The 26,145-nt window shown below is 46.6% G+C and carries 31 protein-coding genes and 1 riboswitch; of the genes, 14 read left to right on the top strand and 17 right to left on the bottom strand.

The genetic code is table 11. The features are described 5' to 3' along the window. The first annotated feature begins 11 nt into the window (after nucleotides 1–11). On the top strand, nucleotides 12–854 hold the full coding sequence (gene nfo / locus ACZ424_RS06620) for a deoxyribonuclease IV (protein ID WP_464904194.1): 843 nt from the start codon (nucleotides 12–14) through the stop codon (nucleotides 852–854). A 58-nt stretch (nucleotides 855–912) separates the two neighbouring features. After that, nucleotides 913–1,572 (top strand): phosphoribosyltransferase, encoded by a 660-nt coding sequence (locus tag ACZ424_RS06625; RefSeq protein ID WP_464904195.1) that lies wholly within the window; start codon nucleotides 913–915, stop codon nucleotides 1,570–1,572. Nucleotides 1,573–1,584: 12 nt separating this feature from the next. Here the strand turns inward: ACZ424_RS06625 and ACZ424_RS06630 are convergent, their stop codons facing one another. From ACZ424_RS06630 to ACZ424_RS06665, 8 genes are read right to left on the bottom strand one after another with little or no spacing between them, the layout of a single operon-like run. Continuing rightward, entirely contained in the window at nucleotides 1,585–1,947 is a 363-nt protein-coding gene (locus tag ACZ424_RS06630; protein ID WP_464904196.1) for a YlbF/YmcA family competence regulator, read from the bottom strand. Between the two features lie 48 nt (nucleotides 1,948–1,995). Next, a complete protein-coding gene (locus ACZ424_RS06635) occupies nucleotides 1,996–3,267 on the bottom strand; it encodes a thymidine phosphorylase (protein ID WP_464904197.1) in 1,272 nt (423 codons plus the stop codon). A 13-nt stretch (nucleotides 3,268–3,280) separates the two neighbouring features. After that, nucleotides 3,281–3,907: a site-2 protease family protein gene (locus ACZ424_RS06640; RefSeq protein ID WP_464904198.1), complete on the bottom strand. Its 627-nt coding sequence runs from the start codon at nucleotides 3,905–3,907 to the stop codon at nucleotides 3,281–3,283. A 9-nt stretch (nucleotides 3,908–3,916) separates the two neighbouring features. Further along, nucleotides 3,917–4,519, bottom strand: a complete 603-nt coding sequence (locus ACZ424_RS06645) for a TIGR00296 family protein (RefSeq protein WP_464904199.1) — start codon at nucleotides 4,517–4,519, stop codon at nucleotides 3,917–3,919. A 53-nt stretch (nucleotides 4,520–4,572) separates the two neighbouring features. Then, nucleotides 4,573–4,947, bottom strand: coding sequence for a fluoride efflux transporter CrcB (gene crcB / locus ACZ424_RS06650; RefSeq protein ID WP_464904200.1), 375 nt, complete (start codon nucleotides 4,945–4,947; stop codon nucleotides 4,573–4,575). Between the two features lies 1 nt (nucleotide 4,948). Beyond that, nucleotides 4,949–6,094 (bottom strand): ATP cone domain-containing protein, encoded by a 1,146-nt coding sequence (locus tag ACZ424_RS06655; RefSeq protein WP_464904201.1) that lies wholly within the window; start codon nucleotides 6,092–6,094, stop codon nucleotides 4,949–4,951. Beyond that, on the bottom strand, nucleotides 6,070–7,098 hold the full coding sequence (gene mltG / locus ACZ424_RS06660; protein ID WP_464904202.1) for an endolytic transglycosylase MltG: 1,029 nt from the start codon (nucleotides 7,096–7,098) through the stop codon (nucleotides 6,070–6,072). The genes ACZ424_RS06655 and mltG overlap by 25 nt, the downstream gene beginning before the upstream one ends. Then, nucleotides 7,095–7,673 (bottom strand): CDP-alcohol phosphatidyltransferase family protein, encoded by a 579-nt coding sequence (locus ACZ424_RS06665; protein WP_464904203.1) that lies wholly within the window; start codon nucleotides 7,671–7,673, stop codon nucleotides 7,095–7,097. Before ACZ424_RS06665 ends, mltG begins: the two co-directional genes overlap by 4 nt. Nucleotides 7,674–7,772: 99 nt before the next feature. Between ACZ424_RS06665 and ACZ424_RS06670 the strand changes: the two genes are divergently transcribed. The 4 genes from ACZ424_RS06670 to ACZ424_RS06685 are packed head-to-tail and all read left to right on the top strand — an operon-like array spanning nucleotide 7,773 to nucleotide 11,189. Next, nucleotides 7,773–8,156, top strand: a complete 384-nt coding sequence (locus ACZ424_RS06670) for a hypothetical protein (protein WP_464904204.1) — start codon at nucleotides 7,773–7,775, stop codon at nucleotides 8,154–8,156. After that, the gene (gene mnmL, locus ACZ424_RS06675; protein ID WP_464904205.1) at nucleotides 8,157–9,086 is read left to right on the top strand and encodes a tRNA modification radical SAM protein MnmL/YtqA; all 930 of its coding nucleotides are present in this window, start codon (nucleotides 8,157–8,159) and stop codon (nucleotides 9,084–9,086) included. Continuing rightward, nucleotides 9,083–9,940 (top strand): shikimate dehydrogenase, encoded by an 858-nt coding sequence (locus ACZ424_RS06680; protein ID WP_464904206.1) that lies wholly within the window; start codon nucleotides 9,083–9,085, stop codon nucleotides 9,938–9,940. The genes mnmL and ACZ424_RS06680 overlap by 4 nt, the downstream gene beginning before the upstream one ends. Then, nucleotides 9,927–11,189, top strand: a complete 1,263-nt coding sequence (locus ACZ424_RS06685; protein ID WP_464904207.1) for an MgtC/SapB family protein — start codon at nucleotides 9,927–9,929, stop codon at nucleotides 11,187–11,189. Before ACZ424_RS06680 ends, ACZ424_RS06685 begins: the two co-directional genes overlap by 14 nt. 27 nt (nucleotides 11,190–11,216) lie before the next feature. On the opposite strand, the gene rpmA is transcribed toward ACZ424_RS06685, so the two are convergent. From rpmA to ACZ424_RS06700, 3 genes are all read right to left on the bottom strand, one after another. Beyond that, nucleotides 11,217–11,471, bottom strand: a complete 255-nt coding sequence (gene rpmA, locus ACZ424_RS06690) for a 50S ribosomal protein L27 (protein ID WP_013536901.1) — start codon at nucleotides 11,469–11,471, stop codon at nucleotides 11,217–11,219. A gap of 13 nt (nucleotides 11,472–11,484) precedes the next feature. Then, on the bottom strand, nucleotides 11,485–11,793 hold the full coding sequence (rplU, locus tag ACZ424_RS06695) for a 50S ribosomal protein L21 (RefSeq protein WP_464904208.1): 309 nt from the start codon (nucleotides 11,791–11,793) through the stop codon (nucleotides 11,485–11,487). 70 nt (nucleotides 11,794–11,863) lie between these two features. Further along, the gene (locus ACZ424_RS06700) at nucleotides 11,864–12,088 is read right to left on the bottom strand and encodes a hypothetical protein (RefSeq protein WP_464904209.1); all 225 of its coding nucleotides are present in this window, start codon (nucleotides 12,086–12,088) and stop codon (nucleotides 11,864–11,866) included. A gap of 53 nt (nucleotides 12,089–12,141) precedes the next feature. Between ACZ424_RS06700 and truD the strand changes: the two genes are divergently transcribed. Beyond that, nucleotides 12,142–13,194, top strand: coding sequence for a tRNA pseudouridine(13) synthase TruD (gene truD, locus ACZ424_RS06705; RefSeq protein ID WP_464904210.1), 1,053 nt, complete (start codon nucleotides 12,142–12,144; stop codon nucleotides 13,192–13,194). Here the strand turns inward: truD and rfaE2 are convergent. Next, nucleotides 13,191–13,655: a D-glycero-beta-D-manno-heptose 1-phosphate adenylyltransferase gene (gene rfaE2, locus ACZ424_RS06710; RefSeq protein ID WP_464904211.1), complete on the bottom strand. Its 465-nt coding sequence runs from the start codon at nucleotides 13,653–13,655 to the stop codon at nucleotides 13,191–13,193. The genes truD and rfaE2 overlap by 4 nt on opposite strands. A 57-nt stretch (nucleotides 13,656–13,712) precedes the next feature. Between rfaE2 and ACZ424_RS06715 the strand changes: the two genes are divergently transcribed. The 3 genes from ACZ424_RS06715 to ACZ424_RS06725 are packed head-to-tail and all read left to right on the top strand — an operon-like array spanning nucleotide 13,713 to nucleotide 15,321. Beyond that, a complete protein-coding gene (locus ACZ424_RS06715; protein ID WP_464904212.1) occupies nucleotides 13,713–14,012 on the top strand; it encodes a hypothetical protein in 300 nt (99 codons plus the stop codon). Further along, nucleotides 14,013–14,867: an S-methyl-5'-thioadenosine phosphorylase gene (mtnP, locus tag ACZ424_RS06720; protein ID WP_464904213.1), complete on the top strand. Its 855-nt coding sequence runs from the start codon at nucleotides 14,013–14,015 to the stop codon at nucleotides 14,865–14,867. It begins immediately after the preceding gene. Nucleotides 14,868–14,904: 37 nt separating this feature from the next. Continuing rightward, nucleotides 14,905–15,321: an arsenate reductase ArsC gene (locus ACZ424_RS06725; RefSeq protein ID WP_464904214.1), complete on the top strand. Its 417-nt coding sequence runs from the start codon at nucleotides 14,905–14,907 to the stop codon at nucleotides 15,319–15,321. On the opposite strand, the gene hisF is transcribed toward ACZ424_RS06725, so the two are convergent. From hisF to ACZ424_RS06745, 4 genes are all read right to left on the bottom strand, one after another. Continuing rightward, nucleotides 15,318–16,073 (bottom strand): imidazole glycerol phosphate synthase subunit HisF, encoded by a 756-nt coding sequence (gene hisF, locus ACZ424_RS06730; RefSeq protein WP_464904215.1) that lies wholly within the window; start codon nucleotides 16,071–16,073, stop codon nucleotides 15,318–15,320. The genes ACZ424_RS06725 and hisF overlap by 4 nt on opposite strands. Before the next feature lie 15 nt (nucleotides 16,074–16,088). After that, nucleotides 16,089–17,390, bottom strand: coding sequence for a phosphomethylpyrimidine synthase ThiC (thiC, locus tag ACZ424_RS06735; protein WP_464904216.1), 1,302 nt, complete (start codon nucleotides 17,388–17,390; stop codon nucleotides 16,089–16,091). Further along, nucleotides 17,390–18,196 carry a sulfide-dependent adenosine diphosphate thiazole synthase gene (locus ACZ424_RS06740; RefSeq protein ID WP_464904217.1) on the bottom strand — a complete coding sequence of 269 codons (807 nt, stop codon included), beginning with the start codon at nucleotides 18,194–18,196 and terminating at the stop codon, nucleotides 17,390–17,392. The genes thiC and ACZ424_RS06740 overlap by 1 nt, the downstream gene beginning before the upstream one ends. A 49-nt stretch (nucleotides 18,197–18,245) precedes the next feature. Further along, a riboswitch (TPP riboswitch) is annotated at nucleotides 18,246–18,353 on the bottom strand. Nucleotides 18,354–18,384: 31 nt separating this feature from the next. Beyond that, entirely contained in the window at nucleotides 18,385–19,587 is a 1,203-nt protein-coding gene (locus ACZ424_RS06745; protein WP_464904218.1) for a M20 metallopeptidase family protein, read from the bottom strand. A 94-nt stretch (nucleotides 19,588–19,681) separates the two neighbouring features. On the opposite strand from ACZ424_RS06745, the gene pyrE reads away from it, so the two are divergent. Further along, nucleotides 19,682–20,275: an orotate phosphoribosyltransferase gene (pyrE, locus tag ACZ424_RS06750; RefSeq protein WP_464904219.1), complete on the top strand. Its 594-nt coding sequence runs from the start codon at nucleotides 19,682–19,684 to the stop codon at nucleotides 20,273–20,275. Nucleotides 20,276–20,282: 7 nt separating this feature from the next. After that, nucleotides 20,283–21,257, top strand: coding sequence for a polyprenyl synthetase family protein (locus tag ACZ424_RS06755; RefSeq protein ID WP_464904220.1), 975 nt, complete (start codon nucleotides 20,283–20,285; stop codon nucleotides 21,255–21,257). Here ACZ424_RS06755 and recG read toward each other — a convergent pair. Beyond that, a complete protein-coding gene (gene recG / locus ACZ424_RS06760; RefSeq protein ID WP_464904221.1) occupies nucleotides 21,254–23,713 on the bottom strand; it encodes an ATP-dependent DNA helicase RecG in 2,460 nt (819 codons plus the stop codon). The two genes, ACZ424_RS06755 and recG, sit on opposite strands and share 4 nt — an antisense overlap. Before the next feature lie 48 nt (nucleotides 23,714–23,761). On the opposite strand from recG, the gene ACZ424_RS06765 reads away from it, so the two are divergent. Together ACZ424_RS06765 and ACZ424_RS06770 are read left to right on the top strand one after the other, a co-directional pair. Next, on the top strand, nucleotides 23,762–25,528 hold the full coding sequence (locus tag ACZ424_RS06765) for a tetratricopeptide repeat protein (RefSeq protein ID WP_464904222.1): 1,767 nt from the start codon (nucleotides 23,762–23,764) through the stop codon (nucleotides 25,526–25,528). Continuing rightward, nucleotides 25,525–26,016: a hypothetical protein gene (locus ACZ424_RS06770; RefSeq protein ID WP_464904223.1), complete on the top strand. Its 492-nt coding sequence runs from the start codon at nucleotides 25,525–25,527 to the stop codon at nucleotides 26,014–26,016. Before ACZ424_RS06765 ends, ACZ424_RS06770 begins: the two co-directional genes overlap by 4 nt. The last annotated feature ends 129 nt before the right edge of the window (nucleotides 26,017–26,145 follow it).

A 26,145-nucleotide genomic window follows, 5' to 3' on the forward strand; every position in this document is an offset into this window, starting at 1 on the left:
AGGAGGAGACTTTGAAGTTTGTAGGAGCTCACGTTAGCACGGCAGGAGGAGTTTTTAACGCGCCTTTAAACGCTAAAGAGATTGGAGCGAGAGCTTTTGCCCTTTTTACGAAGAATCAGAGACAGTGGAAGGCGAAGCCTTTAACGGAAGAGGCAGTAGAGAAGTTTAAGAAAAACCTAAAGAGAGTTGGAATTAAACCGGAACACGTTTTGCCCCACGACAGCTACCTGATAAACCTCGGAAGCCCTGAACCTGAGAAGAGAAAGAAGTCTTTAGAGGCTTTTATAGACGAGATTGAAAGGTGCTACCAGTTGGGGCTTAAATACCTCAACTTCCACCCGGGAAGCCATCTGAGGAAGGTGTCTGAAAAAGAGTGTTTAGAGATAGTTGCTGACTCCATTAATGAGGCTATATCAAGGACGAAAGATGTGGTTTTAGTCATTGAAAACACTGCGGGTCAGGGATCAAACGTTGGCTATAGGTTTGAACACATTGCAAGAATTGTAGAGCTCGTTGAGGATAAGAGCCGCATTGGAGTCTGTTTAGATACCTGCCATCTCTTTGCTGCCGGTTACGACATTAGAACCCGTGAGGCTTACGAGAGAACCATGGAGGAGTTTGATCAGGTTGTAGGCTTTAAATACCTAAAAGGTATGCACCTAAACGATGCAAAGTCTCAGCTTGGGAGTAGAGTTGACAGGCACCATTCAATAGGTAAGGGAAACATTGGGCTTGACGCCTTTAGGTTTATAATGAACGACCCGCGACTTGATGGCATTCCCCTTATCCTTGAGACGATAGACCCTTCAATTTGGAAAGAGGAGATAGAGCTCCTCTACTCCCTGATTGAGTGATTGCAGATTTTACTTGCGTGAAAGTAATTTGAATTAAAAGCCTTTTTAGGAGGGAGAGATGGTCTTCAGGGATAGGCGCCAAGCAGGGGAGCTCCTTGCCAGAGCTCTAATAGAAAAGTTCAACGGAAATTTGATTAAACCTGTGGTTGTTGCAATACCGAGGGGTGGAGTTGTAGTTGCCGAGCCGATTGCTGAGGCTTTGGGAGCTCCGATAGAGCTGATAATTCCGAGGAAGGTGGGAGCTCCCTTCAACGAGGAGTTTGCCGTCGGAGCCGTAACGGAAGATGGGCATTTACTCTTGAACTCGTCTGTTCCGTTTGAAAGGCTTGGAATAACGAAGGACTATTTAGAAGAGAAGGCAAAGGAAGAGTTAGCCGAAATTGAAAGGAGGCGAAGGAAATACCTCTCTGGTTTAAAGAGAGTTACTGTTGAGGGAAGGGACGTTATCTTAGTTGACGACGGGATAGCAACAGGGCTTACGGTTAAGGCTGCAATCTCATCTTTAAGGAGAAAGAATCCGAACAGAATAATTTTGGCAGTTCCCGTTATGCCGGCAGATAAGCTAAGTGAGTTTAACGAGCTCGTTGACTACTTGGTCGTTCTTTACGCTCCTGAGTTCTTCCACGCAGTTGGGCAGTTCTACCAAGATTTTTCTCAGACTACCGATGAAGAGGTTATTGAAATCTTAAGGAAAAACAGGGAAATGGTGGGGGAGTAACTCCCCCGACTATTACATACCGCAGCCGGAACATCCGGAACAGCCGTGTCCGTGCTGTTTAGGTCCTTCAATTGCCTCCTGAAGGAGTGCGTTAACCGTTTCAAGCATCTGGCCGAACTTCTGGTTTGCCTCTAAGTACTCCTTTCCAACCGGATGCTCTGCAAACTTGTTGAAGGTTTCTTCTAACTGCTGCATAGCTTCCGGGCTTCCAGACATCTGTGCCATCTGCTGGAGTCTCTGAACCTCGTTGAAGAGCTGGCTTGCCTCTGGATCCATTCTGAGCTTTGCCTCGGCAGCTCTAAAGTTTGCAAGCTCTTCACTCTCTGCGATTGCCTGAGCAAGCTCAGACGCTTTCTTGATTACTTCTGCAGACATACTTCCTCCTGTTTACTTATTTCAGTTCAATTTATGCGATAAATCTTTCTAAACCACCTTTTCTTTAACTAATTTGGGTTTTTCAATGGCTGTTTCAGAAAACTTAAATGCTGATAAGAATTTAGAGCTCAAGTTTTTTTCGTCTCCCGATGAGTAGTAGATCTCTCCTATAGGTTCTCCCTTTTCTACTCTGTCTCCCACTTTCTTGAAAAACGCTAAGCCCACGGAGTAGTCAATCTCTTCTCCCGCTCTCTTCCTTCCTCCTCCCATCTCAACTATGAGCCATCCAAGGGCTTCTCCGTCTATTTCGGAAATGTAGCCGTCAACAGGTGATTCAACAACAGCCCTTTTTGCTCTTATCTCGGGGTAGGGGTTCCCGCCTAAATACTCTATCCACTCAGTAAACCGTTTCAGAGCTTTTCCGCTCTTTATTACCTCTTCTGCGTTATATTTACCTTTATGGAAAGTTCCCCTTTCTGTTAGCTCGTATAGTAATCCTACAAGGGAAGATACCACCTCTAAAAGGTCTGGTTGAACCGTTCCACTTAGGGCATCTACTGCTTCCCTTACCTCAAGGGCATTTCCTGCAAAGAGTCCCAAGGGTTGCCCCATTTCTGTTATGAGAGCTCCCGCTTTCTTTCCGTAGAGCTTGCTGACCTCAACAAGCCCTCTTGCAAGTGCCTTCGCATTCTCCATTGTCTTCATAAAGGCTCCGCTTCCAACCTTAACGTCAAAGACTATTGCCTCCGTGTTTACTGCCAGCTTCTTACTGAGGATGCTTGAAACGATTAAGGGAATACTCTCTACAGTTGCCGTTGCATCCCTTAGAGCGTATATCTTCCTGTCTGCCGGGGCAATTTCCGGCGTTTGGGCAGAGATTGAAAACCCGAACCTCTCTGTAACCTTTGAAATCTCCTCGTCGGAGAGCTCTACCTTCATTCCGGTGCTCTCTAACTTGTCTATCGTCCCTCCGGTAAATCCGAGGGCTCTTCCTGCAAGTAGAGGTGCTTTAAACCCTAACTCTGCAAGGGCTGGAGCTATGACCAGTGAAACCTTGTCTCCGATTCCTCCGGTGCTGTGTTTATCAACAAGAGTTCCTTTAACCTTTATCTCAACTCTCTTCCCAGAGCGAAGCATTGAGTCCGTAAGGTATAGAGTCTCGTTGTAGTTGAGTCCCCGGAAGAAAACTGCCATCAGGAGAGCGGCCATCTGGTAGTCTGGGGTTTCGCCTTTCGTGTAGGAGTTAACGATGAACTCAATCTCCTCTTTGGAGAGCTCTCCCCCGTCTCTCTTCTTCTTTATGAGCTCCTTAAAAATCATCACTTCCTCAGAATCAGGTTAAAACGAACATAGCTTTTACTATCCCGTTAACCAACGGAACCAGTATCCAGTTTAACACAGGACTTATTAAAAGGATAATCAAGATTATGGGGCCGTAGGGCTCAATCTGTTTATACTTCATCCAGAGTTTCGGAGGTAGAAGTGCCTCAAAAATTTTTGAGCCGTCCAGCGGTGGAATTGGTAACAGGTTAAACACTCCAAAGGCGACGTTTATGAAGATTGCGTACTTAAGCATTAGAAAGAGGGGCTCTGAAATTGAAGGTGATAGAGAAGCAAACGGCAGGTACTTCAAAAGGAGCACAAAGAGGAAAGCACTTAGGAAGTTTGAAAAAGGGCCTGCGAAGGCTACTAAAATCTCTCCAAGTTTCCAGGAAGAGATGTTTCTAAAGTTCCTCGGGTTAATAGGAACGGGCTTTGCCCAGCCAAAGTGGACTAAGAACAGGACTATAAACCCTATAATGTCTATGTGGGCAAGAGGGTTAAGGGTGAGCCTTCCGGCAAGTTTTGGCGTATAGTCTCCAAGTTTATAGGCAACGTAGCCGTGGGCAAACTCGTGAATCGTCATTGCCCACAGAATTCCTGGTAGGGCTATCAAAAAGTTCAAAATCCAGTCCTGCAACTCAACCTCCTAAATCTTCTCCTCAATAACTTCTCCGTAGGGTTCAATCTCGGTAAATATCTGTCCTTGAAACTTATAGAATTGACACCTTGGGTCAAGCCAGCAATTTGGAGGTAAGCCCGCCTTTACGCAGGTTTGAGAGAGGAACTCCTCTTCGTTCCAGTCCCATTCAACGGGAACCTGAGGAAGGAGGAGTCCGCTGGCGTATCCACACCTAACGATTAGTCCATCCCTTCCGACCTTTATGGCGTTGGGGAGCTCCTCAGGTGGAACGTTAATCGGCTCAGGAGGGGTGAGAACCGTAACCTCAAAGAGAAGTTTGGGGAGCTCCTCAATACCAACGGGGTAAAACCTTGGGTCTTTCGTTGCGGCGGAAATTGCCGCGTCAATCGTTGCCAGAACTAAGGGCATTATCGGTTCTGGATAGCCTATACATCCTCTTAGTTCCTTGTAGGGGTAGGTTTTTAGGGTAACGAAGACTCCTCTCTTTTCGTAGAGCTCCTCCGGAGTGTTTGGTGGCGGTTCTATCTTTACTCCGCTCCTTAAATACTCCTCAACTGCGGCCCTTGAGATTTTTACTAAAAATCTTCCCTTTTCAAGGTCTAAGAGCATATCTCCCTCCTCATCTGTTTCTGAAATTAAATGTAGGAGGGAAAGGGGAAAAGTTAAAGTTTAAAGATTGACTGAAAGAGAGCCATTCCTGAAAGGGTTGCAGTGGTGCAGAGAACGACGTTGAGCGTGACGTTAAGAAGGGCTTTTGCGACTAAACCTTCTTGAAGTAGAACGGTCGTTTCGTAGCTGAAGGTTGAGAAGGTCGTGAGAGCTCCCAGGAATCCCGTTATAAATAGGGCCTTCCACTGTGGAGCTATTATGTTTTCAAAGAGTAGAACTAAAAACCCTATTAGGAAGCTGCCGAGAACGTTTACCGTAAGTGTTCCGACGGGAAATGTCGTTCCTGCAACTTTTTGAGCAAAACCTGCAATTAGAAACCTTGAGATAGCACCGAAAAAACCCCCTAAGCCTACGAAGAGCCAGGTCAACCTACACCTCTACTTCCCTCAGGAGTTGCTCTGTAATAATATCAAGAGCTCCCTTTCTGGTCTCATCAAAGTCAATGTTCTCAACTACGGGAACTCCCTTTTCTTTGGCCTTCTCGTATATGAAGTCCTGGATTTTCCTGATTGCCTTAAAGTTTTTCAGGTATTTCTTGCTGGTTCTCTGGGAGCTCTTCTCCCTTGACGAAAACCTGCCCCTGTGGAGTTCCTCGTCAAGGGTTGTAAGAATTATGTGGACGACGTAGGCCTTGTCTTTAAACAGGTCTGCAACTCCCGGTATCAAGTGGATTCCCTCAACGACGAGACTTACGTTCTCCTTTATAGCTCTGTTTACGACTGCCTTTACTCCGGCGAGGACTTTTTCGCTCTGGTCTAAGAAACCGTAGATAACCCTCTCTTCCTTCGGAGTTTCTGAAAGCTGAGGAAGGAACTCTCCTGCCTCGTATGAAGAGACGTGAAGAGAGGGGGCGAGCTCCTTAGATATCATTTTCCTCATAACTTCCCTGATGGAATCTGTAGATGCCGTCCTGTTTATCTCAAGGGTCCCTGCAAGTTCAGAGGCAAGGCGGGACTTCCCTACGCCCGTTGCTCCACCTATCAGAATGATTATGGGCTTTTCTAACTTCTTGGCCTTTCTCCAGAGGAGGTATCTCTTGGCAAACTCCTCTCCCAGGCGTTTTTTCAGGAACTTTGCCGTTATCTCCCGGAGCTCCGCCCTCTTTACCCTGAATTTCCCTTTCTTTACCAGAGTGTCGTGGACTTCTTTTGCTATTTCAAAGGCCTCGTTCGTATCAACGCCTGCTGAACGGATAGAGGCGGCAAGGATTCCCTTTGAAAACGGAACGAATGCTTTTCCACACTCCTCACATACCAGAACTTCCCTTTCCCTTACCTGACCCTTGTACCTGTTTGCTACCTTTTTTCCAAATTTTTCCTTTAAAACTCTGTAAACCCGTTCTATAAGCTCATCTGTCGTGACTGTTCCCTTAATCTTTGAGGCAACGGAATCGGCAACTCTGTATGCATCTTCAATGGAGAGGCCTACTTTCATTAAAGACCTTGCTAAAACGCCCTTTGAGAAGGGGTATTTTTCCCCAGAACTATCTACTACGAACCGTTTCTTCTTTGCCATTTCCTTAACTTTCTAACGTTTTTTAGGTGTTGATTATAACTTTTCGCAAAAACGTGACTTCCTTTTCCAGTGGCTACAAAGTAGAGGTAGTCAACGTCTGCCGGATAGAGGGCTGCTTTTACTGATTCCAACGATGGGTTACATATGGGAGCCGGAGGAAGTCCTTTCGTGTAGTAGGTATTATACGGTGAGGGAACTTTCAGGTCTTTGTAAGTTAGTTTTTCTACCTCTTTTCCTTCTAACTTTAGGGCGTAGATTACAGTAGGGTCGCACTGGAGCTTCATTCCCCTTATTAGTCTGTTGTATATCACTGCCGCTATTAGCGGTCTTTCTTTGGGAACTGACGTCTCCTTTTCAACGATTGACGCGACAGTTACTATCTGAAGAAGTGTAGGGTTCTTCAAGGCTTTTCTTACCTTTTCCTGCGGCTCGTAGTTTTTGTATAGAGGGTAAACAACCTCTTTAAACCGCTTGACGGCAACCTCTACGGCTTTTCTGCATCTGTTTTTCTCGTTTATGTAGTAGGTGTCTGGGAACAGGAATCCGTTAAGTGAGGGAATTTGGAGCTCTGATAGTAATTCCTTGTCCTTTGAGAGTTTTAGTATTTCTCCCTTTTTACAGATCTTCTCCTTAGTAAGGAGCTTATCAAGGATAATCAGGTCTGAGCCGGGTGGAACGGTAAACTTTTTCAGGCAGGGGCTTCCCTTTTCAAAGGTTTTAAGGAGCACCTCTAAGCTCACTTCCCCTTTTACTGTGTAACATCCGGCTTTAGGCTCAACCTTTTCTAACCTTGCCCAGTAGTAGACAAGGTTAGGGTAGTTTACGAGGCCCCTTGAGTGGAGCTCCTCAACCAGTTCCTTTAAACTCGTTCCTTCCTTTACCCTTAAACTGAAGTTGACTTCCCTCTTCTCGTAAATCTCCCTTTTTGTGAGGATGAAAATTCCCAGAACTCCCAGTATTAGTGCAAGTAGGAGGGTAACGATGAACAGTAAAAGTCCTCTCAACGGAGCCTCTCAGAAGCACAGAGAAGCCTTTGAACTGCCGTAAAGTTTGAAAGGAGTGCCAGTAGAACGGTTGTTTCTGTCGGATAGTCTAAAAGAAGTCCTAAAAGGAGCATTATGATCCTCTCCGGCCTTTCAAATACTCCAACCTTGCACTCAACTCCTAAGGATTCTGCCCTTGCCCTTGCGTAGCTCGTTGTGAAAGCTCCGAGTATGGAGAACAGAGAGCCAAACAGTAGCGGCTCGTTTCCCGTAACGTGGCCGTAGTAGAGGAGACCTGCAAGGGGAAAAAAGTCTGCGTATCTGTCTAAAAAGGAGTCAAGGAAGGCTCCGAACTTAGTCGTTTTCCTTGAGGTTCTTGCAAGAATACCGTCAAAAACGTCACAAGCGCCTGAAAGCGCAAGGAGTATAATTCCGTTAAGCAGGTCTCCTAAACTTAGAAACACTCCAGCCGCTGCGGAGAGAATAAACCCTGTTAAGGTTACGGCGTTGGGCGTGATTCCCCAGCTGCCGACGTTTTCTGCAACAGGTTTTAAAAACTCCTGAGTTTTCTCTTTTATGTTGGAGGAGCTTAACATTCCGTTTTACCCTGGTCTGTTCAAGGGAATTATAAGCCATTAAATTGGTTGTTGTGGATAATACACATAAATTTACCTCAATTGATTCCGGAGGGAAAAATGGAAAGAGGCCTTACGAGGGAGGAGCTGGTAGAGCTTATAGCTGTTTTAATGGAAGAGGAGGGTTTTGACCTCTATGAACCTGAGGCAGAGGGGGAAGAGTATCTTCCCGACTTTTTGGCAGTTTTTGAAAACGAAGAGGGGGAGAGACAGCAGATAGCCGTTCAGGTTGAAGACTGCCAAACACTTCAAACGGAAGAGGCAGAAAAGAGGGCAAAAGCCATAGCCGAACACTGTAGGCGCTCAGGGGAAGGTTTTCTTTTCGTTGTTCCTATTGAGTGTGAAGAGCTTGGAAGTGAGAAATTTGAAGAGTGGGGGCTTTCAGACGTAGCAGAGTTTGTCCCGATAGGAATTGAGTTTGAGGAAGAGGAGGAGGAAGAGTAGTTGGAGCGCTACTACTCTTACTCCCGATACCTGAGGGAGCTCTTCGGAGAGAGAGTTTTCAGGGTAACCGTAGACGCAGGGTTTACCTGCCCCAACAGAGACGGGACAAAAGGGACGGGAGGCTGTGTCTACTGTTACTCCGGTTCCGACTACGACATTGGGAAGAGGAAAAAGTCTGTTGAAGAACAGATAGCCCAAGGTATAGAGAGGGTAAGGAGGCGATACGGGGCAGAGAAGTTCTTGGTTTACTTTCAAGCCTACACCAACACCTACGCTCCACCCTCACAGCTGAAGCCTATCTACGATACCGTAAAAGAGTTTCCCGAGGTCGTAGGACTGATAGTCGGAACGAGGCCCGACTGTGTTCCGGACGAAACCCTTGAGCTTATTGCCTCTTACTCTGAGGAGTATCTGGTCTGGATTGAGTATGGACTTGAGAGCTCCCACTTTAAGTCCCTCAGGTGGATGAACAGGGGACACGGTGTTTCAGACTTTGTTGACGCCGTTCTGAGAACTAAAAGGTTTAAAGGGTTAAACGTGTGTGCCCATGTTATTTTGGGTCTGCCTACAGAAGACTACGGGGACATGATGGAGACGGCAGACTTTCTGGCCTCTTTGAGGATTGACGGCGTTAAGATCCATCCTTTACACGTTATTAAGAACACAAAGCTTGAGGAGATTTACCTAAGAGAGCGCTTTCCCCTTTTATCCCTTGAACAGTATGTAGACTTGGTTGTTGACTTTATTGAGAGGCTTCCCAAAAGAACGGTTATTCAGAGGATAACCGGTGAGGCTCCTGAGGAGCTCCTCATTGCCCCTTCCTGGTGTAGCCACAGGGAGAAGAACAGGGTTATAAACCTCATTAGAAAGCGGTTTGAGGAGAGGGATACCTATCAGGGAGCAAAGTGCAGGTTTACGGAGGTGTTATGAAGTTGACCGGAAAGAGCTCTGTTTACGGAATTTTCGGATACCCTGTTAAACACTCCCTCTCTCCGCTGATGCAGAACGCAGCCTTTGAGAAGACGGGAGTAGACGCCGTTTACGTTCCATTTGAGGTTAAACCGGAGAGCTTAAAGGAGGCAGTTGAAGGAGTAAGAGCCCTCGGGATAAAGGGCTTTAACGTTACAGTTCCCCACAAAGAGAACATCGTTGAACACCTTGATTACCTTTCAGACGAGGCAGAGTTCCTTGGTGCAGTCAACACTGTAAAAAATGAAGGTGGAGAGCTTACGGGATACAACACAGACGCAGAAGGGTTTTTAAGGTCTTTGATTGAGGAAGGGGTTGATCTTGAGGGGAAAAGAGCTCTCATGTTTGGGGCGGGAGGAGCTGCAAGGGCTGTTGGATATGCCCTTTTAAAGGGGGGCGTTAAGTTTTTAAACGTCGTAAACAGGAACTTTTCAAGGGCTAAGGAGGTTGGAGAGCTCCTTGGGAGGAGGGGGAACGTTTTAGTCTTCCCCCTCAAAGAGGGAACGGTAGAAACTCTCCTAAAGGACGTTGACATAATAGTTAACACAACGTCTGTTGGAATGAAGCCCGATGACCCCAACCTCTTTGACTACTCAAAGATTCCTGAAGGAATTACCGTGGTTGACATTATCTACAACCCTCCAGAGACGCCTCTTTTGAAAGCCGCAAGGAAGAAGGGGTGCAAGACAGTTAACGGCCTTGGAATGCTTGTTCATCAGGGAGCTGTTGCGTTTGAGATATGGACGGGTAAAAAGGCTCCGGTAGAGACGATGAGGGAGGTTCTGGAGAGGGAGCTCTACGGTGGAAATCCTTAAGGAGCTTATAAACTCAGAGGTTTGGAAACTCTACGAACCGTTCGTTGTTTCCCTCCTTTTAGGAGGACTCGTAGGAGTTGAGAGGGAGTTCAAGAAGCAGAGGGAAGGGAAGGCCTCTTTTGGAGGAGTGAGGACTTTTACTCTAATCTCACTCTTTGGGGCCCTTTCGGGAGCTCTCTCTTCTCACTTCGGTTTACCTGTTGTCTACGTTTCACTCTTCGGCCTTGTTCTTCTCATCGGAATTTCTGAGTTTTTAGAGAGAGCTCCCGGCCTTACTTCTGAAATCTCTGGTCTCATAACCTACCTGATTGGTCTTCTCTGCTACACCGGAGAGTATCAGCTTTCTGCCCTTTTAACTATTTCCCTCTTCTCTGTTCTCTCTTTTAAAGAACAGATGCACAGCTTTGTTAAGCACCTAACACTTGAAGACCTCTACGCATTTCTGAAGTTTGCGGCTGTTACCGTCGTTATATACCCCCTTCTCCCAGACAAAACTTTCTACGGCGTTAACCCAAAAGAAGTATGGACTATGGTCGTAGTTATCTCGTCAATAGACTTCTTGGGCTATGTCCTTACAAAACTGGCAGGAGAGAGGGGTGTAGTAATAGCCGGTTTCATAGGAGGGCTGGTTTCAAGCACTGCCGTTACTGCAACTTTTTCCCCTTTAGCAAAGATAAACCCAAACCTCTTAAGAGAGTATGCCGCCGGAATTGTCGGAGCCTCTGCAATAATGTTCCCAAGGATGACCGTTTTAGCTGCAATTGTAAGCCCTCAGTTTGCAAGATTCCTATTGATACCGTCGCTTCTTGCCTTTACACTTGGGATGGCTTACGCTTACTGGTTGACAAGGAGCTCCTCAAAAAGGCAGGCTCAGGTCAACGTTAACAACCCTTTTGAGCTCTCAACGGCCTTTAAGTTTGGTGCCTTTTACGCCTTTATCCTTTTCCTTTCAAGAACTTCACTGAGATACTTTGGTGATTTCGGACTCTACGTTGTTGCCGCCATATCCGGACTTTCAGACGTTGATGCCATAACCCTTTCTGTTTCTAAGCTCTTCTCCGTTGGAAATGTGGCACTAATTTCTGGAATAGTTGCGGTTCTACTGGCGGCCTTCGTTAACACCCTATTTAAGTGGTTCTTGACCCTTTCAATGGGAACGAGGGAACTCTTTAGGGTGGTAACTCCCGGTTTTCTGGCCTTAGCAATCGGTGAAGTTTTAGGAGTTGTTATTCTTTACCTGATTAAGTAGGGGAAAGCCCCCGAAGAGAAAGGGGGCTTACTGAACGGGGTAAACGCTTACGAACTTCTTGTTTCTCCTCGTTTCAAACTTTACGACTCCGTCAATTAGAGCAAAGAGGGTGTAGTCGCTTCCCATTCCAACGTTCTGGCCTGGGTGGATGGAAGTTCCCCTCTGACGAACGATTATGTTTCCGGCCTTAACTATCTGGCCGTCGTGCCTTTTTACTCCCAGCCTTTTACCGATTGAGTCCCTACCGTTCTTGGTAGAACCCATACCTTTCTTATGTGCCATGGCAAACCTCCAATTAGCTTACGATTTCGTTAACCTGAATCTCTGTAAAGTGTTGACGATGGCCATACTTCCTCTGGTAGTGCTTCTTGGCCTTATACTTGAAGACGATAATCTTCTTACCCTTACCGTGCCTTACTACGGTAGCCTTAACCTTTGCTCCCTTGGCCTCTGGGCCAACCTTTACCTCTCCGTTGTCACCCCTTACCATCAGTGCCTCAAACTCTACTTCGGACCCTTCAGGTAGGTTGAGCTTCTCAACCTTTAAAACCTGACCGGGCTCCACAACGTACTGCTTTCCGCCTGTCTTTATAACGGCATACATCTTGAGAACCTCCGTAGGTGGTTAAAGTGGAGCATAATTTATACCAGCTTTACCTGTAGGGTCAAGTTGTTTAAACTTCCAGCTCCTCTATGAAGCTGTAGGAGCTCTGGGGAATTATGAGAGTTCTTTTATTGGCTTTTTCTTTTTTCAGCCTTTTATACTCTGATACGTCTTCCTTAAAAGCGAAGTAGCCTGAAGCTCTTACGTGGGCGTCGTTTATAAACTCAAGCTCTTCCGCAAACATAAAAGTTCCTTCTGTACAGTTTGGAGAGAAAACGATAAGGTAGACTTTCATTTCTTCCTCCTTAATCTATATATCTCATTAAGGAAATTTTAAGGAGAGAGAGCTTGAAAATCAAAAGCAGGCCGGAGAACTTTAAGGTTGAGGAGGTTCTTTCCTATCCTATTAAACCTGAAGGGAAATACAGGGTTTACCGCCTTTGGAAGAGAGGTCTTGAGACCCTTCCCGTCTTGAAGAGGGTTGCAAGGGAGAGCTCCATCCCTCTAAAACTTATCTCCTACGGCGGCCTTAAGGATAAAAACGCAGAAACTGTTCAGTTCGTGAGCGTTCCCTCCCGTTTTCGCCTTAAGGAGTTTAACCTTCCGAACCTAAAGCTTAAAGAGGTTGGTTTCTTAAACGTTTCCGTAGAAAGGGCGGTTTTAGGAAACAGGTTTGCCGTTTTGGTTGAGGGAGTAGGAGATGTTCCAGAAGAAAGGTTAAAAGTCTTAAAGAGTTTTGGATTTCCAAACTACTATGGGGAGCAGAGGTTTACTTCCGTTAGGAACGGGAAACTGTTCGTTAACTACTTAGGCGACAGGGAGAGAGCTCTCTCCTTCTTATTTAAACCTGCCGGATGGGAGAGCTCCAAGGAAAGAAAGGGAAAAAGGGCGTTTTTACTCGGAGATTACGTCTCTGCTGAAAAACTCCTTAAAGGTTGGAGGAAAAAGGTTGCCGGTTTTATGAGAAGGGGAGGTACTTTAAAGGAGGCTTTTAAACTGATACCGAAAGAGGAGATTGAGTTTCATATGAACGTTCTCCAGTCCCTTCTCTTTAACGAAAAGCTTAAGAAACTTATAGAGGATTCCGGTGTTAAAACGGTAAAGTTCAAGTACAGGGCGGGGGAACTCCTGTTTCCTTTAGGTAGGATTGAAATCTTAGATACTCTTCCTTCGTATACTCCCGGTTCTGGAGTTTACAGGGAAGAAGTTGAGAGGTTAGGGTTAGATGAGGGGCTCCTTAAACCTTATGAACTTTACTTTCACAGGTTCTCAAGGGAAACTGTTGTTAAACCTGAAGAGTTCTCAGTTGAAAGGGTTCCTAAAGGCCTTCTCTTTAAGTTCCTCCTTCTTAAAGGGAGTTATGCTACGGTTCCCCTTAGGTTCCTATTTAGTGCCGTTTAGTTTTTGTAGAGCTCCAGGATTTTCTCTAAAATTTTTGTTGTTGAAATGTCAAACCTGAAGGGAATCCGTTTTACCTCTTTGGCAAACTCCCTGCCGACTATTTTCTCCAGAGGCCAGTCGGCTCCTTTAACTAAAACGTCTGGCCTAACGGTTTCAATAACTTTTAGTGGAGTTTCTTCGTCAAATATAAAGACGCAGTCTACTGCCCTTAGCCCTTCAAGAACCCTTGCTCTGAAGTTCTCTGGAACAATTGGCCTTTTTTCCCCTTTTATTTTCCTTATAGAAGAGTCGCTGTTCATTCCTACAATAAGGTAATCTCCGAAAGACCTGGCCTCTTCTAAGTAGTCAACGTGGCCGGCGTGGAGGATGTCAAAACAGCCGTTTGTGAAAACCATTTTCTTTCCTTCACTCCTTAACTTCTTGACCAACTTTTTAAGTTCCTCTAAGTCTCTTAAAACCATAAGTCCTCCCTTTCAGTTAAAATTTCTCAGATAAATTATTTCCAAAAGGAGGAACTTATGCTTCTCTCTTTCGGAGAAATTCCTGAGCCCCACGAGATTGTGAACATCGCCTACGCCTTCGCCCAGCAGAAGCAAAAAACTTGGTTTAACGGGGAGCTCCCCATTGACCCGGTAATGAGGGTTGTTGGAATGCTTGAACAGCAGGCTCAACAGCTTCAGGCAGACGGAGTAAAGAACATCCAAGTTAGAATCCTTGAAGGAACAGATAAAGACGGAGACAAGGTCATAAACGTCTGGGGAATGGGAACAATCGTTAAACTCAAGGGAAAGGAAATTGAGTTTAAAGGAGGAGAGTAGATGAAGATAGGAGTTATAGGAGGAAGCGGCCTCTACGACATAGAGGGGCTTACAGACGTTAAGGAGATAAAGCTTGAGACCCCATTTGGAGAGCCTTCAGATGCCTACATCTGCGGGAAACTTGGAGATAAGGAGGTCTACTTCCTTCCAAGACATGGAAGGGGGCACGTCTACCTTCCCTCCGAAGTCCCCTACAGGGCAAACATTTACGGCTTTAAGATGCTTGGAGTTGACTGCATAATCTCCGTTAGTGCCGTAGGTTCTATGAAGGAGGAGGTAAAACCGGGGGACTTTGTAATCATTACACAGTATTTTGACAGAACGAAGAACAGACCTTCAACATTCTTTGGAAACGGGATCGTTGCCCACATTCCCTTTGACACTCCTACCTGCCCACTTCTCAACGAGATCATCTATAACGCCTGTATAGAGGAGGGAATTCCCGTTCACAGAGAGGGAACCTATATCTGTATTGAGGGACCCCAGTTCTCAACAAAGGCAGAGTCTAAGATCTACAGGAGCTGGGGAGTTGACGTAATCGGAATGACGAACATTCCGGAGGCAAAGCTTGCAAGGGAAGCAGAAATTCCCTACTCGGCAGTTGCCTTGGCTACAGACTACGACGTCTGGAAGGAGGGAGAGGAGGTTAACGTAGAGAAGGTTTTAGCAACTATGGCAAGGAACGTTGAGAACGCAAAGAAGATGATTAAGAGGGTGGTTGAGACTTTAAAGCCTGAAGACCTTGAGAACTCCCCAGCAAGAACTGCCCTTGTTGGAGCTATCCAGACGAAGCCAGAGTACATCTCAGAGGAAGCGAAGAAAAGGCTCTGGTTACTCCTTAAAGATAGGATTTAAGTCTTGGGCGGGTTTCCTCCGCCCCTTTGGAGGAGTTATGAAAGTAGGATTTATCTGCACGGGGAACTCTGCAAGGAGCCAGATGGCTGAAGGGTTTGGGAAGTTTTACGCGAAAAGACTAAAGAAGAAAGTTGAAGTCTACTCTGCCGGCTCTGAGCCTTCAGGATACGTCCACCCTTTAGCCGTAAAAGTCATGGCCGAAAAGGGAATAGACATCTCTTCTCAACGCTCAAAAAGCTTAGAAGAGATTCCCCTTAAAGGGCTTGATTTCGTCGTAACTCTCTGTGGAGATGCGGCTGAAAGGTGTCCGGTAGTTCCCGGAGCCAAGACCGTTCACTGGGGGCTTCCAGACCCGGCAAAGGTAGAAGGAACAGAGGAGGAGAAACTAAAAGCTTTTAGGCAGGTTAGAGATGAGATTGAGAGGAGAGTGAGGGAGCTCCTTGCCTCCCTCTAAGCTCTCACCCAAACTCCCCTTTCTTTTAAGTACCTTTTCAGCTCAGGAATTGAAATCTCCCTAAAGTGGAAAACAGAGGCAGCAAGGACCGCATCTGCTTTCCCTTCAGTTAACCCTTCGTAGAAGTGCTCAGGTTTTCCAGCTCCCCCTGAGGCTATAACCGGGACAGGAACCGCCTCAGAGATTGTCCTCGTTAGCTCTATGTCGTAACCGGCCTTCGTTCCGTCCCTGTCCATTGACGTTAAGAGTATCTCTCCGGCTCCCCTGTCAACTACCTCCTTTGCCCACTTAACGGCGTCTATTCCAGTTGGGGTCCTCCCTCCGTGGATGTAGACCTCCCAGCCTTCTCCTCTTCTCTTGGCGTCAATTGCAACGACAATACACTGTGAGCCAAAGAGCTTTGCTCCTTCTGTTATAAGTTCCGGGTTCTTAACTGCAGCTGTGTTTATTGAGACCTTGTCTGCTCCTGCGTTTAAAAGGTTCCTTATGTCCTCAACGGTTCTTACTCCCCCTCCAACTGTAAGGGGCATAAAGACCTCCTCTGCAGTTCTCCTAACGACGTCTATCATTATGCCTCTCTTCTCGTAGCTTGCCGTAATGTCTAAAAAGACCAGTTCGTCTGCCCCCTGCTCGTCGTAAACTTTCGCGTTCTCAACAGGGTCTCCAGCGTCTATCAGGTTAACGAAGTTGACCCCCTTAACTACCCTTCCCTCCTTAACGTCTAAGCAGGGAATGATCCTCTTTGCAAGCACAAAACCCTCCCGGTTCTATTCCTTCTTAAGGTATTCCTCTACTCTCTTTATTGAACAGAGCTTTCCGCACATTGTGCAGGTCTTTTCGTCCTCCTGGGGAGCTCTCTCCTCTCTATACTTGCGGGCAGTCTCAGGGTCTATTGCAAGCTCAAACTGTTTTTCCCAGTCTAAGGCTTCCCTTGCCTTTGCCATCTCAATGTCCCACTCAAGAGCTCCGGGAACTCCCTTAACAATATCGGCGGCGTGGCCTGCAATCCTTGCGGCTATAACTCCCTGTTTAACGTCCTCAACGTCCGGCAGTGCAAGATGTTCAGCGGGGGTAAGGTAGCAGAGGAAGTCTGCTCCGGCCTTTGCAGCGATTGCTCCCCCAATTGCTCCCGTTATGTGGTCGTAGCCGGGAGCAATGTCTGTAACGATTGGGCCTAAGACGTAGAAGGGAGCTCCGTGACAGAGCCTCTTCTGGAGTAGTATGTTTGCCTCAACCTGGTCAAGGGGAACGTGGCCTGGTCCCTCTACCATTGCCTGAACGTCTGCTTTCCTTGCTCTGTCAACTAACTCTCCTAAGGTTATGAGCTCCTCTATCTGGCACCTGTCTGTTGCGTCGGCTATACAGCCAGGCCGCATTCCGTCTCCTAAGGAGAGGGTAACGTCGTACTTCTTTGCGATTTCCAGAAGCCTGTCGTAGTGCTCGTAGAGGGGGTTCTCTTTTTCGTTGTAGACCATCCACTCTGCCATGAGAGCTCCGCCACGGGAGACTATGTTCATAATCCTTCCCTCGTTTCTGAGCCTTTCAAGGGAGGAGAGGGTTACCCCACAGTGGACGGTTATAAAGTCAACTCCATCTTTGCAGTGTTTCTCAATTGCGTTAAAGAGGTCGTCAACTGTCATCTTTCCGATGAAACCGTACTTCTCAGCAGCTTCCCTTGCGGCCTGGTAGATTGGAACTGTTCCAACCATTACAGGAGAGTTCTTGATTATTGCCCTTCTCGTCTCGTCAATGAACTTTCCGGTTGATAAGTCCATAACCGCATCTGTTCCGTACTTTAGGGCGATCTTTAATTTCTCAAGCTCAAGCTCTATGTCTTCAATGTCTCCAGAGGTTCCGATGTTGACGTTTACCTTCGTCTTCAGCCCCTTTCCTATTGCCCTTGGGGTAAAGTCTTCCCTCTCCCTGTGGTAGATGTTTGCAGGAATTACTATCGTTCCCTCAATCAGACCATTAACTATGTAGTCAACGTCTCTCTTTTCGTAATCTGCACAGAACTCAACCTCTTTCGGAATAATTCCCTTCTTAACAAGTTCAACTAAAGTAGCCATTACGCCTCCTTATTGGTTTTAAGCCTCTTTGAAATCTCCTCTGCAACCTTTTTACCGGACATGAGCATTCCGCCGAAAACAGGTCCCATCCTGTGGGAGCCGCAGGTTGCGTTTGCAGCCATTCCACTTACGAAGATTCCCGGGAAGACCTCCTTGGAGTTCTTAACCGTGTCTTCTTCTCCAACAGAAGCCCAGAGGGGTTTCTCTCCAACTACGCAGCCGGTTTCTGTGTTCAGCTTTATTCCGGCCTTCCTCTGTAGGGTTGAGACGACTGTGGCATCGTGTCCTGTTGCGTCAACGACGTACTTTGAAGTTATTACGAGAGGGTCAACCATTAGGTGGTTCATATCTACAGTAGTCCAGTTTATTACAAGGCCGCAGACCCTATACTGGCCGTTAACCTGTTTTAGAACTACGTCCTCAGCCGTTACTCCGTTGAAAACGGTAGCTCCCGCCTTAACTGCCTTTGAAGCTATTGTTGTTACGGACTCAACTGCATCTGCAACGTAGTAGCCCGGTTTGTACTCCCTATATCTAACTCCAAACTCATCTAAAACTTCTCTTCCCATCTCCTGAACGACGATGTTGTTGAAGAACATGGCTCCAGCCCACATTCCTCCACCGATTGAAAGCTTTCTCTCAAAGATTGCTACCTTGAAGCCTTCTTTGGCCAGGTAATAGCCTGCAACGAGACCGGAAGGACCTCCTCCTACAATTGCTACATCTACCTCAAGGTGGTTTTTCAGTTTTTCCATAAACGAAGTGATGATGGCTTCTGAGATTAGGACTTCACTGAGGTTCTGCACTTTTGCCTCCTATTAAGGTTTTACCACGAGGGAGGCTGTAAGGAGGGGGAGATTGACTCTCGCCGCTCCCTACGCCGGCATTATCCGGATCAGGTTCCAGGGGTTCCCACCCGAAAGGGCAGGTCTCAGGAGCCCAGCTCCACCCCCGCGGCAATTTTAATTCTATACTTATTGAGAACGATTTTCAATTAATCCCTATTGAGGTAGGTAAGAGCTAAGTAAGACTCAACTGCAACTCCAACGGGTAGAGCGTCTTCGTCTATGTCAAACCTTGAGTTGTGGAGGGGGTGAACGATTCCCTTCTCCTCGTTTCTCACTCCGAGCCTTATGAAGGTTCCAGGAACGTGCTGGAGGTAGACTGAAAAGTCCTCTCCTCCCATCGTAGGCCTTTCTAAAATAACGACTCTCTCTTTCCCCAGGAGCTCCCTCATTTTCTCAACTGCAAACCTCGTGGTTTCAGGGTGGTTAATTAGAGGCGGAGTTCCCTCTTCAAACTGAAAAGAGTAGCTTCCGCCGTATGCTGAGGTGATTCCTGAGAGAGCTCTCTCTATGAGCTTTGGAATTGTCTCTCTTACTTCGTGGGAAAGGGTTCTTATTGTTCCGTCAAACTCAACCTCATCTGGAATGATGTTCTCTGCAAAGCCTCCCTGAATTTTCCCAATTGTTAAAACTGCAGGCTCTAAGGGGTCTAATTTTCTGCTCACTATGTGGTGGAGGGCGTTTATTGACTGTGCAGCCATTATTACAGGGTCAACTCCCTGGTGGGGCCGGGAGGCGTGGGTGCTCTTTCCAATAACTTTAACCCTGAAAACGTCTGAGGAGGCAAGGAAAGGTCCCTCCTTCGTTCCGACGTAACCAACGGGTAGCTCCGGGAATACGTGGAGGGCAAAAATAGCCGAAACTTTAGGGTTCTCAAGGACTCCTTTCTCAACGAGCCACTTTGCTCCCTTACAGTCGTGCCTCTCTTCACAGGGCTGAAATATCAGCTTGACGTTTCCCTTAAGGTTCTCCCTCATTTCACACAGAACTTTGGCAGCTCCGAGGAGCATTGCAGTGTGGGCGTCGTGGCCGCAGGAGTGCATAATGCCTTTTATCCTTGAAGCGTAAGGTTTTCCCGATTTCTCCTCAGTCGGCAGGGCGTCCATGTCTGCCCTTAGGGCGACTGTCTTTCCCTCTTCTTTTCCTCTAATGATTCCAACTACGGCCGTTGAACCTGCAAAGTTCTCAACTACCTCGTCAACTCCAAACTTTCTTAACCTCTCGGCTACGAACTCAGCGGTGTTGAACTCTCTACCTGAGAGCTCCGGGTACATGTGAATGTGCCTTCTCCAAGAGATAACATCCTCTTTTATCTCATTTGAGAGGGAAAGGACTTTCTCCCGAAGCTCCATTTCGACCTCCTGCCTCTGATTTAAGCTAAAGATAAAGACTTTTCGGAAATTTGTCCTAAAATTACATCACTCAAACAGGGAGGTGAGTCAAAGGATGCTTACTGAGGAGCAGATTAAGGAGATATTCTTAAAGGCAGATGCATTCTTAACCGGCCACTTTCTACTCTCAAGCGGTCTTCACAGTCCATACTACTTGCAGTGTGCAAAGGTTCTCCAGTATCCAAACTACGCAGAGATCCTCTGTAGGGAGCTTGCAAGGAGGATCAAGGAGACGGGGGTTAAATACGATTTTGTAATAGCTCCTGCAATTGGTGGAATTATTGTCTCCTACGAAACGGCGAGGCACTTAAAGGTTAGAGGAATTTTTGCAGAGAGGGTTGACGGGAAGCTCACTCTGAGAAGGGGATTTGAGATAAAGAAGGGAGAGAGGGCTGTTGTAGTTGAGGACGTTGTAACAACCGGGAAGTCAACGAAAGAGACAATTGAGGTCGTTAAATCCCACGGCGGTGAGGTTGTTGCCGTCGGCAGTTTAGTTGACAGGAGCGGAGGAAAGGTTGACTTTGGAGTTCCCTTCCAAACTCTCTGGAGGTTGGAAGTTCCCGTTTACCATCCTGAGGCCTGCCCTCTCTGTAAGGAAGGTAAAGAGCCTTTAGTTAAGCCTGGAAGTAGAAACATTCCAATTAAATAGGTGGGGAATGAAGGTATTTAAGCCTTTTGAAGTTGTAAGGGAAGAGTTAGAGAAGGTTGAAGAGTTCTCAAGGGAGCTCCTCTCAAGTAAGGTCTCTTTAGTCTTAAGGGCAGGGGGATACATCTTAGACAGCGGAGGGAAGAGGGTAAGGCCGGGGCTTACGATTATCGCCGGCAAGATGGTGGGAGCTCCCCTTAACCGCCTCATTCCCGTTGCAACTGTTATGGAGTATATGCACACTGCAACTCTCTTACACGACGACATCGTTGACGGAGCAAAGCTCAGGAGGGGAAGGCCGTCAGCAAATGAGGTCTTCGGGAACGACGTTGCGGTTTTGGTTGGAGACTACATGTTTGCCAAAGCCATATACGTCTTGGCCGTTTACGGCGGAGATGAGGTTTTAAAAGTTGCCTCCCAAACCGTTCAGGACATGGCCGAAGGGGAACTCCTCCAGCTTGAGAGGATTGGAGACTTGTCAATCTCTGAGGAAGACTACTTTGACGTTATATACAGGAAAACGGCCTCACTCCTTGCGACCTGCTGTGAGTGTGGTGCAATAGTCGGAGGAGAAAACGGAGAGAGGAGGAGAGCTCTCAAAAAATACGGAGAGTTCATAGGCTACGCCTTTCAGCTCGTAGACGACGCCTTTGACTACGTTTCAGACTCAAAAACCATAGGAAAGCCTGCAGGAAACGACATAAGGGAAGGAAAGGTAACCTATCCCATTCTTTCAGTTCTGGGAGAGCTCTCAGGTGAGGAGAGAAGGAAAGTTGAGGAGGTCTTCTCAAACCCGAACCCTTCAGGAGAGGAGATTAACTTTGTTAGGAGGGTTGTTTTAGAGAAGGGAGGAGAGAAGAGAACTTTCCAGCTTGCAAGGGAGTTTGTTGAGAGGGCAAAGGAAGAACTCTCCGTTTTTGAGGACTCGCCACTGAAGAGAGCTCTCTTTGAAGTTGCAGACTTTATCGTTGAGAGGACTTACTAACCTACCTCAACGAGGTCAAACTTCTCTCCGAACCTAAACCTCATAATCTCTTTCAGGTCATCTAAACCTTTAAGCTCCGGGTTTTTCTCTATCAGTTTCTTGGCCTCTTCCCTTGCAACCTTTAAGACCTCGTAGTCTCTCCTCAGGTCTGCAACCTTAAAGTCCCCGAGTCCAGACTGTTTCGTTCCGAATATCTCTCCGGGACCTCTAAACTGAAGGTCTGCCTCTGCAATCTTAAAACCGTCATTGGTTGACTCAAGGACTTTTAGCCTCTTTATTGCGTCCTCTCCTGCTCCCCTTGACGTAACCAAAAAGCAGTAAGACTGCCTGTTTCCTCTTCCTACCCTGCCTCTGAGCTGGTGGAGCTGTGCAAGGCCGAACCTCTCTGCGTGTTCAATTACCATTACCGTAGCTTCCGGAACGTCTACGCCTACTTCAATAACCGTTGTTGAAACGAGAACTGAGAACTCCCCTCTTTTGAAGGCTTCCATCACCGCGTCTTTCTCTTCCTGCTTCATCCTTCCGTGTAGAAGCCCAACTTTGTAGGGTTTTAGCTTTTCATTCCAGTAGTGGAACATCTCGGTTGCAGCTTTCAGCTCAAGCTTTTCAGACTCCTCAATCAAAGGGTAGACTATGTAGGCCCTGTTCCCCTGCTCTATCTCCTTTTTCAGAAAGTTTACAAGCTCCCCCATCTCGTCTTCAAACATGATTTTGGTCTTTATCGGCTTCCTTCCGGCAGGGAGCTCGTCTATAACGGAAACGTCTAAGTCTCCGTATGCTGTCATCGCAAGAGTCCTCGGAATCGGTGTTGCAGTCATTACCAGAACGTCCGGCATTCTTCCCTTCTTCTTAAGCTCAACCCTCTGTTTAACTCCAAACCGGTGCTGCTCGTCTATGATTGCAAGCCCTAACTCCTTAAACTCAACCCCTTCCTGAATAAGGGCGTGTGTCCCGACGACTACCTGAATGAACCCCTCTTTTATCGCCCTGTAAACCGTTTCCTTCTGTTTCTTCGTCATACTTCCCGTTAAAAGCCCTACCCTAATGCCGTAGGGGGACAGGAACTCTTTAAACTTCTTAAAGTGCTGGTTTGCAAGGATTTCAGTCGGAGCCATTACTGCCGTCTGATATCCGCTCTTTGCGGCAAAGAACGCAGAAGCTGCGGCAACGACGGTTTTTCCGCTTCCGACGTCTCCCTGAATGAGCCTGTTCATAGGCTCGGGCTTTTTCATGTCTGAAACTATCTCTTTAAGGACTCTCTCTTGGGCGTTTGTGAGCTTGAAGGGGAGAGCTCCCTTAAACTCCTCAATCATCTCCTCTGAAACGGGAAAGGAGATTCCTTTCTCCTTCTTAATCTTCTGCCTGTGAAGTGCGAGGGCTAACTGAAACAGGAAGAGCTCGTCAAAGATTACTCTTCTCTGGGCTGGAGTTCTGAAAGAGAGGAGCTCCTCAACCTCCTCGTCGTAGGGAAAGTGGACTTTCCAGAAGGCGTCGGCAGCTTCTGGAAAGCCGTTCCTCTCTAAAATCTCCTTAGGCAGGTATTCTGGAAGGTATGGAAGGACTTTCTTTACGACTGTTTGAACGTCTCTCCTAACCGTTGTCTGCTTTAAACCTTCTGCAGAGTGGTAGACGGGAAGGACTGTTCCAAGCTTTTCAAGTTTACCCTTGGCCGGGTCTAAGACCTCAACTTCTGGGTGAACCATCTCAAAGCCTGTGGAGCTCCTCTTAACCTGCCCGTATGCCAAAACTTCCTTTTTCAGCTCTTTAGCTTTAGAGAGGAGGTTTCTGTAGTAGCCTAAGACCTTCTCCTGAAGGAATAGGAGAGTTAGAGCTCCCGTCTTGTCGTAGAGTACAACTTTCAGGATTCTCTTCTTCTTCTTGGACGTCTGAATCTCGGAGACGTTTACCACCTGTCCTTTAACTAAGGTGTTCTCTCCCGGCTTCAGGTAGGCCATGGGGGTAACCGTGGTTCTGTCCTCATACCTAAAGGGAAGGTAGTAAATGGCGTCTAAAACGGTCTCTATTCCCAACTTCTTGAGCCTGTTAACTCTCCTTTTGTCAATTCCCTTAACCGATTCAACCTTCTGGAAAAAGGCCTTTATTGGGTATCTCTTTGTCCTTTTCTCAAGCTTTTCTGACGATGAGATTACTCTTTCCTTTGTAAATTCGCTCTTCCTTGCCCTCTCTATCTCTTTGGGGGAGAACTTAAGCGTAAAAACAGAGTGAAGTTCCTTAAAGAGCTGTTTTTTCTTTTCCTCACTCAGAGAACTGTAGTTTTTAAGGACCGATAGGACTTTCTGAACCCAGCTCTTTCTCTTCCTGTCAAGGTGGGGCAGGAGCTCCTCAAGTAAAAGGGAAAGAGCCTTGTCCGGGTCTTTGACTCTGCTGAAGTATTTGAAGTTCTCCTTCGTAAGGAGGGAGAGGAGCTCCCTTATCCTTTTCAGTGTCTTCTCCATTTGGTGAAATTTTATAATAAGGGCAACTCCACAGTTGAAGGAAGTGATATGGGGAAAAAACTGTTCCTTGCCTTTCTTGTTTTGGTTTCATCCTGTGTTCTTCCTACGAAGGAAAAGCCTAAAACTGTTCCAGCTGAAAAGCCGGTTAAGAAGAAAACAGAAAAGGCCGTTAAACTGAAACCTGTCGGTTTTAAGCCCGACTATACTTACTACTACATGCTTTACCTTAACTACCTCTCTAAGGGAGAGAATGAAAAGGCCTTACAGTCTATAGAGAAGGCCTACCAGTTGAACAGACAAAATGCCGATTTGGGGCTTGAGGCAGCAAGGCTCGCCGCTTCTCTCAGGAAGTTTGACGAGGCTGATAAGCTCTTATCGGAAATTCTGAAAACTAATCCTGACAGTGTAAACGCACTGAAACTTAAGGCCGGCGTCTGTATAGCCCGTGGAAATTACGGCTGTGCCGAGAAACTCTACAGGAAAGTTTTAAAGATTAAGCCCGATAGGGATACTTACGTCTTTCTCTCAAACCTTCTTCTCAACGAAAAGAAGGCTGATGAGGCTCTGGAGCTCTTAAAAAAAGCCGAGAAACACTTTAAGAATGACTACTTAATAGATTACTTCTTGGGTCAAGCCTACTTTCTGAAAGGGAATTATAGTAAGGCCAAGCTCTACCTTGAGAAGTCCGTTTCGGAGAACCCGGACTTTGAGAGTGGATACCTTCTACTTGGAAAGGTTTACCAGAAGTTGAAGAACTACAGAAAAGCAGAAACCTTCCTTAAGAGAGTTTTAAAGGAAAATCCCGACAACATCTACGCTTTAAGGGAACTCCTTCTCATCTACATAGCTGAAAACAAGCCGAAAGAGGCACTAAAGGTTATAAACAGACTTGTGAAGCTTCAGCCCTACAACCTTCAGCTCCTCTCCTGGGTTGCAGCAAACCTATTTGAGATGAAAGAGTATAAAGAGGTAATTCCAATAATAGAGAGGATTACAAAGCTGAACCCGGACAACCCGAACGTCTACTTTATGTTGGGGCTTGCATACGAACTCTCTGGAAACCTAAAGAAGGCAGTTGAGGCCTACGAGAAGGCGTTGAGCTACTACCCTCAAAACCCGACAGTTATGGAGAGGCTTGCACTAACCTACTACAAGCTGAAGAACTACGAAAAGGCCGAAGAGCTCTACGAAAAACTCTGGGGAATTACGAACAACCCGGACTACCTGATAAAGGCGGCACTTCTTGAGGACAAGATGGGAAATACAGAAGAGGCCTACAAGCTCCTCTCCTTCTGGAAGGAGCAGCTTAAGAGGAATCCAGACTACCTCTTCTACCTTGCCTACTTTGCAGACAAGCTCGGTAGAGACAAAATCGCTGAAGAGAGTCTGAAGGAGCTCCTCAAAATAAGGCCTACTCCAGACATTTACAACTACCTTGCATATTTCTACGCTCTGAGGAACAAGAACTTAGAAGAAGCGCTGAGGTTAGTTGGTAAAGCCCTAAAGTCTAAACCAAACAGCCCTGCCTACTTAGACACGAAAGGGTGGGTTCTCTTTAAGATGGGGAGGTTTAAGGAGGCCTGCACTAACCTGAAGAAGGCTATAGAGAAAAGGCCTGAAGATGCAGTTATAAACTACCACTACGGAATGTGCCTTTTAAAGGTAGGAGACCTTAAGGAGGCCGAAAAACACTTGAAGAAGGCCGAAGAAGTAGTTAAGAAGAACCCTGAAGTTGAATCTGAGGAGCCGGGAATAGGTGAGAAGGTAGAGAGAGCTCTGAAACTGCTTGAGGAGATGAAAGGAGGGAAGAGATGAACTGGACGATGCTCCTTTGGGGACTTGTAGTTTTCCTGATAATATCGCTTCCTACAATTACGGGGCTTATGAGGATACTTTCAGCCCTTAAGTTCCTTGAAACTACGGAAACCGACAGGTTTAACCCTTTAAACGCCATAAAACCGGGAGGTTTCGCCTACGCCCTAACTTTCAGCTTCAAAATAACCTTTTTAACCGCTATTATCCTTGACTACGTTGAATACGTTAAACAGGTCTACTACATAGTTTCCCTATATCTCTTCTTCCTGCTTATAGACTTCATTGTTCAGTATTCCGGAGAGACCTTTAAGGTTCTCTCTATGAACATTAAGAGTGCTTTTGTAGGCGGATCACTTCCAGTGTTTACGATTTTTGTTCTCAACTTCTTCATTCAGAGGAAGCTGAAAAAGATTGTTCCCGCGGAAATGGAGAACTACAGGAAAGGAAAGAGTTCCCCTGCACTGAAAACTTTTGACCAGAAGGGGTAACTAAGGCCGGCTACTACCCGGTGTTCCCAGATTCAGAAAGGGTTTTGGACCTTAAGAGAATACGTCTCAAGGGCTTTAGATAAGTACGGCGAGTTAATAAGAGTAAACTGAAAAGTTTAAGGAGGTGAG

This window comes from Thermovibrio ruber (assembly GCF_055380895.1).

Coding starts and splice junctions, on each gene's coding strand:
- ACZ424_RS06665 (WP_464904203.1), bottom strand. CDS start 7,673: ATGTTAAGCTCCTCCAACATAAAAGAGAAAACTCAGGAGTTTTTAAAA.
- mtnP (WP_464904213.1), top strand. CDS start 14,013: ATGAAGATAGGAGTTATAGGAGGAAGCGGCCTCTACGACATAGAGGGG.
- ACZ424_RS06645 (WP_464904199.1), bottom strand. CDS start 4,519: ATGCTCTTAGACCTTGAAAAGGGAAGATTTTTAGTAAAAATCTCAAGG.
- ACZ424_RS06680 (WP_464904206.1), top strand. CDS start 9,083: ATGAAGTTGACCGGAAAGAGCTCTGTTTACGGAATTTTCGGATACCCT.
- recG (WP_464904221.1), bottom strand. CDS start 23,713: ATGGAGAAGACACTGAAAAGGATAAGGGAGCTCCTCTCCCTCCTTACG.
- rfaE2 (WP_464904211.1), bottom strand. CDS start 13,655: ATGGTTTTAAGAGACTTAGAGGAACTTAAAAAGTTGGTCAAGAAGTTA.
- ACZ424_RS06725 (WP_464904214.1), top strand. CDS start 14,905: ATGAAAGTAGGATTTATCTGCACGGGGAACTCTGCAAGGAGCCAGATG.
- ACZ424_RS06765 (WP_464904222.1), top strand. CDS start 23,762: ATGGGGAAAAAACTGTTCCTTGCCTTTCTTGTTTTGGTTTCATCCTGT.
- ACZ424_RS06630 (WP_464904196.1), bottom strand. CDS start 1,947: ATGTCTGCAGAAGTAATCAAGAAAGCGTCTGAGCTTGCTCAGGCAATC.
- pyrE (WP_464904219.1), top strand. CDS start 19,682: ATGCTTACTGAGGAGCAGATTAAGGAGATATTCTTAAAGGCAGATGCA.
- rplU (WP_464904208.1), bottom strand. CDS start 11,793: ATGTATGCCGTTATAAAGACAGGCGGAAAGCAGTACGTTGTGGAGCCC.
- ACZ424_RS06700 (WP_464904209.1), bottom strand. CDS start 12,088: ATGAAAGTCTACCTTATCGTTTTCTCTCCAAACTGTACAGAAGGAACT.
- ACZ424_RS06745 (WP_464904218.1), bottom strand. CDS start 19,587: ATGGAGCTTCGGGAGAAAGTCCTTTCCCTCTCAAATGAGATAAAAGAG.
- ACZ424_RS06755 (WP_464904220.1), top strand. CDS start 20,283: ATGAAGGTATTTAAGCCTTTTGAAGTTGTAAGGGAAGAGTTAGAGAAG.
- rpmA (WP_013536901.1), bottom strand. CDS start 11,471: ATGGCACATAAGAAAGGTATGGGTTCTACCAAGAACGGTAGGGACTCA.
- ACZ424_RS06655 (WP_464904201.1), bottom strand. CDS start 6,094: ATGGCAAAGAAGAAACGGTTCGTAGTAGATAGTTCTGGGGAAAAATAC.
- ACZ424_RS06670 (WP_464904204.1), top strand. CDS start 7,773: ATGGAAAGAGGCCTTACGAGGGAGGAGCTGGTAGAGCTTATAGCTGTT.
- ACZ424_RS06635 (WP_464904197.1), bottom strand. CDS start 3,267: ATGATTTTTAAGGAGCTCATAAAGAAGAAGAGAGACGGGGGAGAGCTC.
- ACZ424_RS06770 (WP_464904223.1), top strand. CDS start 25,525: ATGAACTGGACGATGCTCCTTTGGGGACTTGTAGTTTTCCTGATAATA.
- thiC (WP_464904216.1), bottom strand. CDS start 17,390: ATGGCTACTTTAGTTGAACTTGTTAAGAAGGGAATTATTCCGAAAGAG.
- ACZ424_RS06625 (WP_464904195.1), top strand. CDS start 913: ATGGTCTTCAGGGATAGGCGCCAAGCAGGGGAGCTCCTTGCCAGAGCT.
- ACZ424_RS06715 (WP_464904212.1), top strand. CDS start 13,713: ATGCTTCTCTCTTTCGGAGAAATTCCTGAGCCCCACGAGATTGTGAAC.